Raw genomic sequence first — 15483 nt, 5'->3', positions numbered from 1 at the left:
TCACCCAGCGCCAACCGCAACGCCCCGACGTCCAGATCACCACTCAACCGCAGAGCCACCGGAATGTTGTACGTCGCCGACGGCCCCTCCAACTCACCCAGGAACCACAACCGCTGCTGCGCGAACGACAACGGCACCCGCTCCACCCGCTCCCGCCCCACCAGCGGCAGACGCCTCACACCAGAACCCGTCAACCGGCCCGCCAGACCAGCCGGAGTAGGCGACTCGAACAGCGCCCGGATCGCCACCTCGACCCCGAACACCGACCGGATCCGACTCACCAACCGGGTCGCCAGCAGCGAATGACCACCCAACTCGAAGAAGTTGTCCTCCACCCCGACCGCGGGCAACCCCAAAATCCCCGCGAACACCGAGCACAGAAGCTCCTCCTGCACCGACGCCGGCCCCCGGCCACCCCCAGCCACCTGATAATCCGGAACAGGCAGAGCCTTGCGGTCCAGCTTCCCGTTCACCGTCAACGGCAGCACATCCAGCACCACCAAAGCCGACGGCACCATGTACTCCGGCAACACCGCACCCAGACGGGCACGCAGGGCAGCGACGTCCACAGCGCCCCTGTGACCGGCGCCGCGCACGAGATAGCCGACCAGACGCCTGTCACCAGGACGGTCCTCACGCACCACCACCGCCGACTGGACCACACCCGGAAGGGCGAGCAGCGCGGCCTCCACCTCACCCAACTCGACACGGAACCCACGCACCTTCACCTGATCGTCGGTGCGCCCGAGGTATTCAAGCTGACCGTTGGCGTTCCACCGGGCCAGGTCGCCCGTGCGGTACATCCGCTCACCCGGACCCCCGAAGGGACTCGCGACGAACCGCTGCGCGGTCAGCCCCGGCCGGTCGAGGTAGCCGCGGGCCAACTGCACACCGGCCAGATACAACTCACCGGGCACACCGGGCGGCACCGGCCGCAACGCGGTGTCGAGCACGAACACGCGCATGTTCCGGCTCGGACGGCCTATGGGGATGTCACCGTGCAGGTCCGGCTCGCCCGGAGCGACCGCGAGAGCGACGCATCCGACGGCGGCCTCGGTCGGACCGTACTCGTTGGTGACGGCGACACCGGGGTGGGCGGTCCGCCACTTGGTGAGCTGGTCCCACGAGAGGCTTTCGCCGCCGACGACGAGGTCTCCGCTAGCGAAGGTCCCGGCAGGCTGCTCGGCCAGCACGCTCAGGTGGCTGGGCGTCACCTTGAGGAAGGTGGGTGCGGGTTCCTCGGGGAAACCGTCTCGGATGTCGGTGAGGTGCAGGGTGCCGCCAGCCACCAGCGTGCCGTACAGCGGCGTGACGGTCAGGTCGAAGGAGACCGACGAATGCAGCACGGTGCGGTCGCTCAGCCCGGGGTAAGCGTCGGTTGCCCAGGTGACGTAGTGGCACACGGCCTCGTGGCTGACCACCACGCCCTTGGGCCGTCCGGTCGAACCGGAGGTGTAGATGACGTAGGCAGGGTGCTGCGGCAGCAAGGGGGTGCCTCGCTCGAAGTCCGCCACGTCGGTGTCGGCAAGGCGGGTGAGCGTCGCCACGGTACTCGGCGCGTCGACCACGAGGTGAGTCTGTTCGTCCTGCAACACCGCCTGCGTCGCCTCGCTGGTGAGCACCAGGAGCGGTTCGGCGTCGGTGAGGAGGTAGGTGATGCGGTCGGCGGGGTAGTCGGGGTCGATCGGGACGTAGGCGGCTCCGGTCTTGACCACCGCGAGGAGAGCGACGACCAGGTCGACGGAGCGGTGCATCATCACCGCGACGAGTCCCTCGGGTCCCGCACCGTGGGTGGTCAGCAGTCGTGCCAAACGGTTGGCCCGGGCGTTGAGCTCGGCGTACGTGAGGCCGGCCTGGCCGAGCACGACCGCTGTGGCATCGGGGGTCCTCGCGACCTGGGCTTCGAACAGCTCGGCCAGCGTCGCCCGCTGCACCTCGTGGGCAGTGTCGTTCCACTCGGAGAGGATGTGGTGGCGCTCTGCTTCGCTGAGGATGTCGATCCGGTCCACGCTGATGGACGGGTCCGTGGTCACCGCGCGCAGGAGACGGGTGAACCGCTCACCGATGGCGATGACAGTGTCGTGATCGAACAGGTCGGCAGCGTAGGTGATGGTGCCGCCCAGGCCGCTCGGGGTGCCGTCACCCGCGTGGTGTTCGGCGAGTTGGAAGTCCAGGTCGAACTTGGCGGGGAGGGCGCCCGGGGGCAGCACTTCGGCGTCGAGACCTGGCAGGTCCAGCAGGGCCTGGCTGGTGTTCTGCAGGGTGAGCATCACCTGGAACAGCGGGTGACGGGCCATGGACCGGGCCGGGGCCAGTTCTTCCACCAGCCGTTCGAACGGGACGTCCTGATGGGTGAATGCACCAAGATCAGTCTCCCGCGTTCGGGCCAGCAACTGCGAGAAGTTCGGGTCGTCGGAGAGGTCCGACCGCAGGACCAGGGTGTTGACGAAGAAGCCCACCAGATCGTCGAGTGCCTCGTCGGTGCGACCGGCGACGGAGGTACCGATGGGGATGTCCTGGCCGGCCCCGAGCCGGGACAGCAACACGGCCAACGCGGCCTGCACAACCATGAACACCGTCACGCCCTGCACCCGGGCCAGCTCAGCCACCTCACGGTGCAACTGCGCGTCAATGGTCAATCCGACACTGCCTCCCCGATGGGAGACGACCGGGGGCCGCGGCCGGTCGAACGGCAACGTCAGCTCCTCCGGCAGGCCGGTCAGTGCCTCGCGCCAGTAAGTCAACTGCCCGGCCAGGAGGCTGTCCGGATCGTTCACGTCCCCCAGCAGCTCACGCTGCCACAGACTGTAATCGGCATACTGCACCGGCAGCGGCGCCCACCCAGGCACCTGGCCCTTGAACCGCGCCGCATACGCCACCGACAGATCCCGCGCCAGCGGCCCCATCGACCACCCGTCACCGGCAATGTGATGCACCATGATCATCAAGAGGTGCTCGTCAGATGCGGTCTCGAACAGCCACACCCTCAGCGGGATCTCGGCGGCCAGATCGAAGTGATGACCCGCGATCTCAGTGATCACGGTTTCGATGTCAACTGCCCGTTCGACCACGAGAGGGACCAGGGCACTCTCGGCCGGCAGGATCTGCTGATACGGCCTGCCCTCATCGGCCGCGAACACCGTCCGCAACACCTCATGCCGGCCCACCACATCACCCAGCGCCAACCGCAACGCCTCGACGTCCAGATCACCGCTCAACCGCAGAGCCACCGGAATGTTGTACGTCGCCGACGGCCCCTCCAACTCCCCCAGGAACCACAACCGCTGCTGCGCGAACGACAACGGCACCCGCTCCACCCGCTCCCGCCCCACCAGCGGCAGACGCCTCGCACCAGAACCCGTCAACTGGCCCGCCAGACCAGCCGGAGTAGGCGACTCGAACAGCGCCCGGATCGCCACCTCGACCCCGAACACCGACCGGATCCGACTCACCAACCGGGTCGCCAGCAGCGAATGACCACCCAACTCGAAGAAGTTGTCCTCCACCCCGACCGCGGGCAACCCCAAAATCCCCGCGAACACCGTGCACAGAAGCTCCTCCTGCACCGACGCCGGCCCCCGGCCACCCCCAGCCACCTGATAATCCGGAACGGGCAGAGCCTTGCGGTCCAGCTTCCCGTTCACCGTCAACGGCAGCACATCCAGCACCACCAAAGCCGACGGCACCATGTACTCCGGCAACACCGCACCCAACTGCACACGCAGCACGGCAGTGTCCACCTGAGCAGTGACACCACCGTCGGAAACGAGATAGCCGACCAGACGCCTGTCCCCTGGACGGTCCTCACGCACCACCACCGCCGACTGGACCACGCCCGGAAGGGCGAGCAGCGCGGCCTCCACCTCACCCAACTCGATCCGGAACCCACGCACCTTCACCTGGTCATCCGTACGACCCAGGAAGTCCAGAACACCGTCCGGCCGCCACTTCACCAGGTCGCCCGTGCGATACATCCGCTCACCCGGACCCCCGAAGGGACTCGCGACGAACCGCTCCGCCGTCAACCCCGACCGACCCAGATACCCCCGCGCCAACTGCACACCGGCCAGATACAACTCACCAGGCACACCAGGCGGCACCGGCCGCAACGCCGAGTCCAGCACATACACCCGCGTGTTCCAGACCGGGCGTCCGATGGGGACACCGCTGCTGGGGGTGTCGCTGTCACACGTCCACGCGGTGACCTCGACCGAAGCCTCGGTGGGACCGTAGAGATTGTGAAGCGGAACGTCCAGCAGGTCCCGGAACTGCGCGGCGACGTCGCCGGGGAGGGCTTCGCCGCTGCAGAAGACAGCCCGCAGGTCACCGCAGGAGGCGGCGGCCGGTTCGCGGAGGAAGACCTGCAGCAGGGACGGGACGAAGTGCGCGATCGTGACACGTTCGCGTTGGATCAAGTCGGCCAGGTACCCGGGGTCGCGGTGGCCCGAGGGCTTGGCGACCACCAAGCTCGCGCCCTGGAGCAACGGCCAGAAGAACTCCCGCACTGACACGTCGAAACCGAAGGGGGTCTTCTGCAGCACCCGGTCGGAGGCGGTCAGGTTGTAGGCGCCCTGCATCCAGGTCAGCCAGTTGACGATGCCCGCGTGGGGTACGGCGACGCCCTTCGGGCGTCCGGTGGACCCGGAGGTGTAGATGACGTAGGCGGGGTGGGCGGGCAGCAGGGTGGTGCAGCGCTCGGTGTCGGTGGGGTCGGTGTCGGACAGGTCGTTGAGCGCGGTGACGGTCCGGGGGTCGTCGACGACCACGTACGGCGGGTGGCTGTCGGTGAGGCCGGAGGCCAGGTCCGTGCTGGTGAGCACCAGGACGGGCTGGGCGTCGGTGAGGACGTAAGTGATGCGGTCGACGGGGTGGTCCGGGTCGACGGGTACGTACGCGCCGCCGGCCTTGACCACCGCGAGGAGGGCGACGACCAGGTCGACGGAGCGGTGCATCATCACCGCGACCAGCGACTCGGGTCCGACTCCCCGGTCGACCAGGAATCGGGCGAGGCGGTTGGCCCGTGCGTTGAGGTCCGCGTACGTCACCTCGACACCCTCGAAGACCACCGCGACCGCATGCGGCGTGCGGGCCGCCTGGGTCTCGAACAGATCCGGAAGCGTCGCCGCGCGCACCTCCCGGGCGGTGTCGTTCCATTCCTCGAGAACCCGACGCTGCTCGGAGCGGCTCATCAACGTGATCCGGTGTACGCGCTCGTCCGCGGCGGAACGCGCCATCCAGTTCATCACGTCGAGGAATTTCGCAGCATGTTCATGCACCGCACGCCGGCTGTACAGGTCCGGGTTGGCATCGACAACCACGGATATGCGTCCGTCGGACGACCTGTCGTACACCGAGATCGACAGGTCATTGAAATTTATGCCACCGAGGCTGTGCGCGCTGGCGGGAGCGTCTCCGAATTTCACATCGTAGTCAAAGGAGACGATGTTCATCACGAGAGGGTATAGACCACTGCGCCCTACGAGTTTCAGGTCCCTGAGGATGTCCTCTTGGCGGTATCGCTGATGCCGCAAGGCATCTCTCACTCCACGGGACACCTGCTTGACGAGTTCCCTCACTGTGGCCTTCGGCTGCACGGTGAGACGCAGAGGAACAATGTTCGCCGTCATTCCCGGGATGTCCCGCAGCGCAGACGACCTGCCCATCACCGGGACGCCGAGAATGACGTCCTCTTGTCCCGTTGCACGGTGAAGGAGGGCGGCGCCGGCGGCTATGGCCAGACCCGAGAGACTCGTTCCGAGCCGACGTGCGGAGCTTCTGAGTTCCGCGGCGGCGTCGGAAGGGACGTGGAGCGTGTGACGTGTCAGTTCATGGGGCGTGGTCGAAGGTTCCCGGCCACTCAGGCTGACCGCTTGAGGGCGATCGGAAAAGCGTTCCGTCCAGTACTCCCGGTCGCGGTCGAATTCTGCTGACACCCGGTAATGGGCATCGGCGTCCATCAGTGCGGAACTCGAAGGAATCGCACCTTCTTCGACGGATTCACCAGCCTGCAGTGCCGTGTAAATCGAGGCCACTCGGGCCGCTATCACGGATCCTGCGAGTCCGTCGGCGATGATGTGGTGTATGCGCTGGTACCAGAAGAAGAGATCTTCGGTCACCTTGAACACAGCATGGGTGAAAAGTTCAGCGCCTTGGAGATCCACCGGACGTCGCATGTCCGCCCGCATCCAGCTCTCCGCGCTGCCACGGGGGTCTTCTTCACCGCTCACGTCGATCACATGAAACGGCCAATCGCTGCGCGGCTCAACATACTGCTGCGGGACTTCCTCCGCGGCCCCCTCGAAACGCAGACGAAGGCAATCGACCTCTTGGACGACTCTGCGCACTGCAGCCTCGAAGAAGTCTGTGTCCACCTTGCCGTGAATCTCGATGTATTCAGCCATGTTGTAGATCGGATTATCTGGATTCAGTTGCTGTGCATGCCATACGCCAAGCTGCCCAGCCATCAGTTCGCGACGGCCATCACGCAATCCAGACATCTCCGCACCTCGGTCAACGCTCTCGCTCCATACCCGGAGCAACCAGTTCAAGCAATTTGACAGCAATGTTGATCAACTTCACCTTCTCAAGCCGAACTGAACATTGTCAACGCCCCTGACGAAAGGGGCAATTAGAGGGTGTTTGGTTGATTTATCACGGCCGCTTCGGACCGCCTTGTCGCGTTTACCTCCTGCACCCCCGGACCGAAGGACCTGGAGCCTCGTCCCTGAGGGGAATTTTCACCCATCGATAAACCAGACGGAATCCAGCACCGAGAAGCGGATCGAACGGGCACGGAACTCCGCGCCCGGAAGGCTGTGAAGAGGTGCGTACGATGCGGATCAGTCCAAGGATTTCAGTCGCAAAAGCGAATCGCTATCACAATCACACCTGATCGCCCTTTAGGGGATGCTCGACTCCGGACCCGCCGCACCCTGAGGCGTCTTGATCATCAGCAGCCGGCTGACGGCGTCCTCCTGGGCCATCGTCCGCAGATCCGCATCCGGCAGCACGGACGGAGACGTCGCCACCGCACATTCCAGCCGCCGGTCGGCGTGCGCCGTGGGCCACACCAAGCCAGTACGCCTGCGGCTCTCTGATCGACCGTGCCAGGGGAACGGCGCCCTCGACCGCGGCCGACAGTTCGTCGCCTGGCGGGCAGCAGCTCCCGTACGGCGAAACGGCCACTGGCCAACCACGGACCCGACGCCGGCCCGCCTGCTCGAACAACTGAAGCTCGTGTTCTATGACGTCGGTCACAGCGTTCGGCCGACTAATCGGCGCGCTTAGTAGATGCGGCGTAGGGGACATAAGATTATTTGTCCGATTTAGCTCGGATGTGGATCCCGTCGCTCGACCTAGGATTCCTCCCGGTCTGTCCGCACACCTGTTGCTCTGTGCCGTAAGGCTTCTGACGGAACGACAGCTCTCCCGCCCGCCGCCATGTCCGGACCGGAGACGCCCGCACTGCCCGCGGTGAGGTCCCGGGACCTACGAGGTCACGTAGTGGCGGGACCCGTTGCGTTCCCTGTGAGCCGTTCTAAGAATGACGACCCACAGGACGTCGCCGCAGTTCAGAACCGGTGTTCACACAGAGTCGACCGCACACCCGGACGCTCGGCGTCACCGAGTGACTAGGAGCCACCACATGAAGTCGTCCCGAACGTCCGCGAGATTCCCCGCCCTCGCTCTCGGGCTGGGTCTGGCCACCACCGCGCTGGGCACGGCGGTACCGGCAAGCGCCCACACGGCCGACACCCCGTCCGCCGCTGGTACCTCCGTGGCGCGGTACGTCGGGTCGTCTGAGGAGACCGCGAACAACGAGGCGTTCTTCGAGGCCGTGCGCACGTCGGTCGCCGAGAAGCGCGCCGCCCAGCCCTACGCGCAGGCAGTGACCGTCTACTACGACGCCTCCCGGGCACCTAGCTTCCGTTCGCAGATATCGAGCGCCGCCTCGATCTGGAACAGCTCCGAGGCGAACGTCAAGCTCGAGGAGGCCTCGGGCAGCGCCGACTTCTCCTACTACGAGGGCAACGACTCGCGCGGATCGCACGCCTCCACCAACGGCCACGGAAGCGGCTACATCTTCCTCGACTACGGCCAGAACCAGCAGTACGACTCGGTCCGCATCGTCACCCACGAGACCGGGCACGTACTGGGCCTCCAGGACAACTACGGCGGGCCGTGCAGTGAGCTGATGTCGGGCGGCAGCGCCGGCCCGTCCTGCACCAACAGCTATCCGAACGCCACCGAGCGCGCGCGTGTCGACCAGGTGTGGGGAACTGGACTCGCGCAGGCTCCGGGTACGGTGAACCAGCCCGCCGACCCCCTGAGCTCTGCACCGCAGGCACGGCCCGTAGTGCCCGAGAACGTTCCGGGGTATCCGCTCAACGGTCCGTCCTGGCGCTGATCGGTTGGGCATCGCGGCCCTGAGAAGGTGGTCAGACCCGGTCCAGGGGTTGGTGCGGACCACTGGGGAGTTCTCTCTCGATCGCGTCTCCAGGACGCACCACGCCGCCTTCCCTCACGATGCTCATGATTCCGGCTTTGCGCACGATCGACCCCGCCTGGTCGCGGCCGACGACCTGCTTGAGCAGCCCCTCCTGGAAGTTGTCGATCTGCACACAGGGATTGCGCAGGCCGGTGACTTCCAGGACCGCGGACTCGCCGATGCGTAGCAATGTGCCGACAGGCAGACCGAGCAGATCGATGCCGCGCGTGGTGATGTTCTCGCCGAGTTCGCCGGGCGCCACCTTGAACCCCTGTTCGTCGACCTCGGCGAAGAGCTCTTCGTGAATGAGGTGGACCTGGCGCAGATTCGGCTGGGTGGGATCCTGCGCGATACGCGAGCGGTGCTTGACCGTCACCCCGGCATGCACGTCCCCCTCCACGCCGAACCCGGCCAGCAGTGTGACGCTGTCCCGGTTCGGCTTGGTGAACGAGTACTGCCCGTTGCTGCTGACCGCCGTCACTGTTCCGCTCATACCTCGGACCCCCTCGTCGTCACCCTGATCAGCCATGAGCCTAGCCCCCGCCCCTCAAGGCACAACGTCCACGACCACTCGCCGGTCGGGCCGTCGGCGCCGCCCCGCGTGTCCGCGCCAGAACTGGGAAGCTAGCTTTGGATCATGAGTCGTCAGCGCACGTGGGCACAAGCCGCGGCCGTCTATGCCACATGGTGGATCCTGACAGCCGGAGGGTTCTGGATCCTCGGCAAAGTCCTCGGGGAGCCCATGGACTTCTCGGCCTGCGCCGTCGGCGCCGTGGCTCTGATTGCGGCGCAGGAACTCGGAGAACGCTTGAGGCGGCGTCGGAAAGCCAGGAAGCGCGCACGAGCATTGCCAAGGTGACCCGGCGAAGTCGCCACTCGTGGCCGCGGAGCTGGTGCGGCGCCGCGGCATCCCAGCCGTGCCGGCCGCCGCAACCGACGGGCTGGGCAGAGCTGACTGCCAGGGCCCAGGCGTGCGACTGCGACTCCGCCTCGGACAGCGGGCCGGGCGGGGCATACCCGTGCGCCCCTGGGTCGGCCCGAAGCCGCCAAGACACGCACGCCGCCTGCCCGGTTGCGGGACTTCCACCGGCTTGGCAAGCCACGAGCCCGGTCATGAGCGCTGGCACAAGGCCGGCCCGACGGTGCGCTGTCGGGCCGGACCCCTCCCCCGTACCTCGCTCCAGCCCCCTCGCGGCCGGCCGGCGGCCGGTCCGGCCTACGGTCCGGCAGGCCCCGACATGACCGTCATCGACGGTCCAGTTGAGCGAACAGGTCGGCGACCACGGACGCCGCTTGCTCTTCGAGATAGAAGTGGCCGCCCGGGAAGGCGCGGACGGTGAAGGCCGACCGCGTCACCGAGGACCAGGCGCTCACCTCGCCCTCACCGATCTCCTCGTCCGCGTCCCCGTAGTAGGCGACGACGGGGACGTCCAGGACCGGCGTCGCCACGGACGTCGTGTAGCGCTCGATGAGACGGTAGTCGGCACGTACCGCCGGAAGCAGAAGGTCGCGCAATTCCTCGTCCGCGAGGGCCTGTGCGGTCATGCCCCTCATCGCGACGAGGTTCTCGACCAGTTCCGCGTCGGTGGCGTCGGCGAGGCCCCGGGACTTCTGCCGGCCCGGTCCTGCCCTGCCGGAGACGAACAACGCCGCGGGGCCGACAGGGCCTGGCGCCCTCGCCAGTCGCGCCGCCACCTCGAACGCCACGCTGGCGCCCATGCTGTGGCCGAAGAGCACCAGCGGACCGCCGGCCAGGCTCGCGCACGCGTCCGCGAGCGGATCCGCCAACGCCTCCATACGGTCGGCCGGCGTCTCGAAGAGCCGGTCCTCCCGCCCCGGGTACCGCACTGCCAGGACTTCCACGTCCTCGGGCACCAACGAGGCCCAGGACCGGAAGAAGCTGGCAGCGCCCCCGGCATGCGGGAAGCAGACGATGCGCAACCGCGGCGTCCGGGCCCCGCGAATCCGGCGGAACCATGGCGATGCCGGCGCTTCACCGGCCATACCGCTCATCACTGTTCTACTCATCCTCATCGTGTTGAAGCACTCACGCAGACCGGCGCACCGGCCTGTCGGCCGCTCGGGCACCACCGGCACGGATCCCGTGACGCAAGAAGGGGCAACAGCCCAGACCGTACAGGTGCCGTGGCAGGTCCCTGTGCGGGGGCGCTGCGCCGCTGCCTCTCCTCGCCGGTGCCCGCACTCACGCGACCGAACACCGTCGCCCACCGGACCCCGCGGAGACCCATGCCGTACACGACGAATTCACGGACAGGTTCGAGGGATCCCCGAATCCCGAGGACTGCCATGCGTACAGGACCGGGACCAGGACCGGCATCAGTACATGCGTAGGGGGGCGATCTGATCGGATCGATCACGACCTGATCAGATCGCCCCCACACTCGCGCTGCTCTCCCGAGCCGCCGAAGTGGTTCAGGAACGACCGTGCAGATCGTTGTAGAGGAACTCGTTGACCTGCTTGACGGCGGCCTTGGCGGCGTTGGTCTTGGCTACGGCGTTGAGCATGGCGAAGTCATGGATGGCACCCTGGTAACGGACGGTGGTGATGTCGTTGCCGGCGGCACGGAGCTTGTCGGCGTATGCCTCGCCCTCGTCGCGCAGCACGTCGCCCTCGTCCGTGATGAGCAGCGCCTTGGGCAGGCCCTTGAGCTGATGCGTACTGGCCCGCAGCGGCGACGCGAGGATGTTCTTGCGGTCCTTCTTGTTCGGCGCGTAGTTGTCCCAGAACCACTGCATCGCCTTGCGGGTGAGCCAGGGGCCGTTGGCGAAGGTGCGGTACGAGTCGGTGTTGAAGTCGGCGTTGGTGACCGGGTACATGAGCACCTGCGAGTCGAGCTCCGGGCCGCCGCGCCGCTTGGCCATGAGAGTGACGGCGGCGGTCATGTTGCCACCGACGCTGTCGCCGGCGATGGCGAGCCGGGAGCCGTCGACATTGATCTTGTTGCCGTGCTTGGCCACCCACTTGGTGGCGGCGTAGGCCTGCTCTATCGCGACGGGGAAGCGGGCTTCGGGCGAAGGGGTGTAGTTGACGAAGATCACCGCTGCGCGGGCGCCGTTCGCGATCTGCCGCACCAGCCGGTCGTGCGTGTTCTCGTCGCCCAGGACCCAGCCGCCACCGTGCACGTACATGACCGCGGGGAGCTTGCCGGTGACCCCCTTGGGCCGGACGATCCGGATGTCGACCTTGCCGGTCGGTCCGACCTTGAGGGTGCGATGGCTGATGTCGGCCGGCAGCTTGTCGATCGGTCCGGACTGCGCGTCGGCCAGGGCCTTGCGGGCGTCGGCGGGCGACAGGGTGTAGATGGGCGGGGTCTTGGCCGCGGCGTCGGAGAACACCTTGGCGTCACGCTCCAGGACCAGCGGCCACTTCGGCGCATCGTCCGACTCGGCGTGAGCGGCAGGTGCGCCGGTGGCGGCGAACGTCCCCAGGACGAGGGGCAGGACAACAGCGAGGGCGGTCTTCCGGTTCATGCCGCGCTTGGCGATCGAGTACATGAGCGTCTCCTGGTCAGTTTCTGGGTGGCACGGCGCGTCGATGGCACCGCAATGTTCCGAAGGTCAAGAAGCGCTGATTTCGATATCAGGCGGAGTCGGCAGCCTGGAGAGCCGCGGATTCAGCGTGGAGTCCTGGACACCGCCACGATGCCGACGAGGGGAATGGTGCAGGCCGGGTTCACCCGGCGTGGATCTCCACCAGTTCCTGTAATACGGCCGACAGCGTCGATCCCGGGCCGAGCCCGGCCTCTGAACGGATGGGCTTCAGGAATGTGGTCGTGCGGAATTTCCCGAGGTCAGGACGGGAATGCACATCGATCTCCTATCCCCGTGACGGTTCTTTCACCTGCATGGACAAATCACCTCGGCGAGTTGTGACAGGGGAAGATTCCTTTCCGGGAAGTCGGTTCGCCAGGTGCAGGGCATCGTCGCTGGTGACGGCGCTGTCACGGTTGACGCAGGGCGCGGAATCTCCTCGTCGCCGTCTCCTGCGTGGGCGGCTTCCTACGAGCACGCGGTCGGCGCCTGGTCGGCTTCTTCGCCGCGCTGCGCCTCGGCGGCCGGCGGCCGGGGTCACGTACGCTGAAGCGGTCGGCCCGGCGGAGGCACCTCGCCCTCCCGGTGGCCGACGTGTCTCGACGGTTGGCAGGAACTCGCCAAAGCTCTGATCGAAGACCTGCTGGGCGAGTACGAGTAGAGGCAGCACGCCCCTTGTACGAGGCCCCAGGAATGCACTGGCGTCCGGCAGACCGCTAGATCGCCAGACCCGCAGGAAAGGGCTGACGCGTCGAGTGCGCCTGTTCAGGTCTTGGGAAGACGGACGTCCGGCGCCCTGCCTCCATCCTTTTGCCGCCTGGCACGCACCGCCTCCCAAGCGGCCCCCACCAGAAAGCCCACCCCGAGCAGGCCTATCACTATGGAACCCTGCCGAATTCCGTCGACTTGGCGTCCGTCGAGATATTCGACATGGATGACTTCGGCGGGAGCCGCCGGGTTGTACACGACGGGTATCTGCGCCCCTGGCTCCGCGTCGATCGCGGAACCGCTCGCGACCTCGACATCCGCGCGAACCGGGCCGGAGGGTGTGCCGAAACGCGCGTTCACGGTGGTTGCCATGCCGCCGTCCGAGCGGCTGACGATCTCAACCACGGTCGCGTCGGTCCTATGGCCGTGATCGCGGAGTGCCGCCAGCATCCGGTAGTCCTGCGCGGCATTCCATCCCATGGCCCCCGCAATGGTGGCGAACAGCAGAAACCCCCCGGCAGCCAGCCGAGTTCTGGCCCAACGCGGGTCCAGCAACCGCGATTGCGGCCCGAGCCCCAGCAGTGCCGCCGCGAGGCGTCCCGGGGTGGGCGGCCGACCGACCCAAGCCCGGCCTCGGCGGCGTGCCAGCCGGAAGACGGCCTCCGCCGCAGCGAGCGCCAGCGCCCAGCCGAGGACATAGACCCAGAGCGGGCCGAGCGGCCCGAACGCCATCCACACCACGGCGGACATGACGACGGCCAGGGCCTTCCAACCCAGAGGAGACCTGTGCTCGTCCGGGTCGCTGTTCAGCAAGGACTCGCGCTCATCCACCTGCGCCTCCACTCCCCGTCATGAGAGGAGACTCGCGCGATGCCGCACTGGTTGCAGGGGCGAGGATCGAGTTCAACCGAGCCAAGAGCCCTGTCCCCACCTGCCCGGGCCCGGACCTGGTCTGAGCAACCCTGACATGGCGGAGGACGCGAGCGCCTGGGCAGCCGCGCTGCTCCAAGGGGTGCTCGGCAGTCTGACGGCCGGCATCGTCCTGGCCGTCGTGATCGCCGCGTCGCACTCGTGGCGGGCCTGGCGTACGGTTTCGCGTCGCCATCTGAAGGACGCTGTTCCCCAGGATCGACAAGGTCGAGGAGTTCCCGCACGGCCGAATCACCTTCGTCTGTGCGAGCTCGCTCGCCCCGCTACGACGTGGGCAGGACCGTCAGCCGGCCTGCCCACTCGTCGCAGCCGGGCGGCGGCCCGGTGTCGAGGGTCGGGCTCAGAGGCAGTCGATGAAGGTGACCGTCTCCCCGAGCGGCGCGCGCCCCGTACGGGCGTCGCGTGCCGACGGGTCCTCGAATCCGATCGACATGCCGCAGAAGAGCATCAGTTCGTCCGGTGGGGACACGATCTCCGCGACGGTCCTGTGGAACTTCGCCCACGCCATCTGCGTGCAGCTGTGCAGCCCTTCGGTGCGCAGCAACAGCATGACGTTTTGCAGGAACATGCCAACATCGGACCATTGCGGTCGCCCGAGGGTGCGGTCGATGTAGCAGAACAGGGCCGCGGGAGCGCCGAAGCACTCCCAGTTCGCGGATGCGGCCCTCTGGCGCGCCTCCAGGTCCTCGCGCGGGATCCCGAGCGCGCCGTAGCGCTGATTACCGAAGGCCGATCGGCGTTCGGTGTAGGGCGACTTCATCGCGGGCGGGTATTGGTCGTACTCCGGCTCGTCCCAGGCGTCGCCGGACGCCAGGCGTTCGCCGGCGCGCCGCTTGAGTTCCTTCAGTGGGCCGTCGGTGAGCACATAGGCGTTCCACGGCTGGATGTTCGACCCGGAGGGCGCCCAGGCCGCGGTCGACAGCACGCGTTCCAGCGTCTGTCTGGAGACGGGACGATCAGTGAAGCTGCGTACTGCCCGTCGGCTCGCTACCGCCTCATAGACATCCACGAACAACATCTCCCGTTCGACTCGCACGGACATCGTCGTTACGACTGCAACCGTATCACTCGCGACGATCTCATGTATAACTGTTGTCAGTTGAGCCCGAGCAGCCCTCGGCACCGGCCCAGGGCGCCACCTTCGGAGAGGTCCATGGCCACCCTTCTGCACATCGACTCGTCCCTGTTCTCCGGCGAGATGTCCACGTCCCGTTCGGTCACGGCCGCCTTCCGCGAGGCATGGGAGGAGCAGCACCCGAACGGCACGGTCGTCTACCGCGACCTGGCCGCCCACCCCGTGCCCCACATCACCGCCGAAGCCTGGTCCGCCGGCAGCGTCGCGCCGTCCGGGCACAGCGCGGAACAGGCCGCCGCGTACGCCGTACGAGCCGCGCTCATCGAGGAGTTGGAGCAGGCGGACGCCGTCCTGATCGGCGCGCCCATGTACAACTTCGGCATCCCGTCGACCCTCAAAGCCTGGATCGACAACGTCTACCTGCTCGGCCGCACCGTCGGAGACACACCCTCGGCCCAGGGCACCCCGGTGGTCGTCGTCGCCAGCCGCGGCGGCTCCTACGCGCCCGGTACGCCGCGCGAGGGGTTCGAGTTCGTCCAGAACTACCTGGAGGCCGTCCTCAAGAACGCCCTGGGCCTGGACCTCGACTTCATCGTCCCGGAGCTGACCATGGCACCGCGCAACCCGGCCATGTCCGACCTGGTCCCGCTCTACGAGGCCTCCCGCGAACGCGCCTTCGCAGACGCGACGGCGAAGGCCAAGGAAATCGCCGGCAAACTGGCCCTGTAGG

9 protein-coding genes are annotated in these 15483 nt (G+C 67.2%); 2 read left to right on the top strand and 7 right to left on the bottom strand.

The features are described from left to right. Together ACWCPM_RS18710 and ACWCPM_RS18705 are read right to left on the bottom strand one after the other, a co-directional pair. The coding region (locus ACWCPM_RS18710) for an amino acid adenylation domain-containing protein (protein ID WP_450977294.1) at nucleotides 1-6497 on the bottom strand (6497 nt) is incomplete at its 3' end. 402 nt (nucleotides 6498-6899) lie between these two features. Continuing rightward, nucleotides 6900-7028, bottom strand: coding sequence for a hypothetical protein (locus tag ACWCPM_RS18705; protein ID WP_450977293.1), 129 nt, complete (start codon nucleotides 7026-7028; stop codon nucleotides 6900-6902). Between the two features lie 617 nt (nucleotides 7029-7645). On the opposite strand from ACWCPM_RS18705, the gene snpA reads away from it, so the two are divergent. After that, a complete protein-coding gene (snpA, locus tag ACWCPM_RS18700; RefSeq protein WP_450977292.1) occupies nucleotides 7646-8407 on the top strand; it encodes a snapalysin in 762 nt (253 codons plus the stop codon). Nucleotides 8408-8438: 31 nt separating this feature from the next. Here snpA and ACWCPM_RS18695 read toward each other — a convergent pair whose 3' ends face one another. The 5 genes from ACWCPM_RS18695 to ACWCPM_RS18675 all read right to left on the bottom strand — a co-directional run bounded on the left by ACWCPM_RS18695 (nucleotide 8439) and on the right by ACWCPM_RS18675 (nucleotide 14687). Beyond that, nucleotides 8439-8981: an MOSC domain-containing protein gene (locus ACWCPM_RS18695; RefSeq protein WP_450977291.1), complete on the bottom strand. Its 543-nt coding sequence runs from the start codon at nucleotides 8979-8981 to the stop codon at nucleotides 8439-8441. Between the two features lie 752 nt (nucleotides 8982-9733). After that, nucleotides 9734-10492: a thioesterase II family protein gene (locus ACWCPM_RS18690; protein WP_450977296.1), complete on the bottom strand. Its 759-nt coding sequence runs from the start codon at nucleotides 10490-10492 to the stop codon at nucleotides 9734-9736. Between the two features lie 429 nt (nucleotides 10493-10921). Further along, a complete protein-coding gene (locus ACWCPM_RS18685; RefSeq protein ID WP_450977290.1) occupies nucleotides 10922-12004 on the bottom strand; it encodes an alpha/beta hydrolase in 1083 nt (360 codons plus the stop codon). A gap of 801 nt (nucleotides 12005-12805) precedes the next feature. Then, nucleotides 12806-13579 (bottom strand): hypothetical protein, encoded by a 774-nt coding sequence (locus tag ACWCPM_RS18680; RefSeq protein WP_450977289.1) that lies wholly within the window; start codon nucleotides 13577-13579, stop codon nucleotides 12806-12808. Between the two features lie 439 nt (nucleotides 13580-14018). After that, entirely contained in the window at nucleotides 14019-14687 is a 669-nt protein-coding gene (locus tag ACWCPM_RS18675) for a nitroreductase (RefSeq protein WP_450977295.1), read from the bottom strand. Between the two features lie 144 nt (nucleotides 14688-14831). Here ACWCPM_RS18675 and ACWCPM_RS18670 point away from each other — a divergent pair, with 144 nt between their 5' ends. Next, a complete protein-coding gene (locus ACWCPM_RS18670) occupies nucleotides 14832-15482 on the top strand; it encodes an FMN-dependent NADH-azoreductase (RefSeq protein WP_450977288.1) in 651 nt (216 codons plus the stop codon). Nucleotide 15483: the final 1 nt, after the last annotated feature.

The sequence above is a fragment of the Streptomyces sp. NPDC002309 genome (genome assembly GCF_053593375.1).
This window is presented reverse-complemented; position numbering and strand designations above follow the sequence as displayed.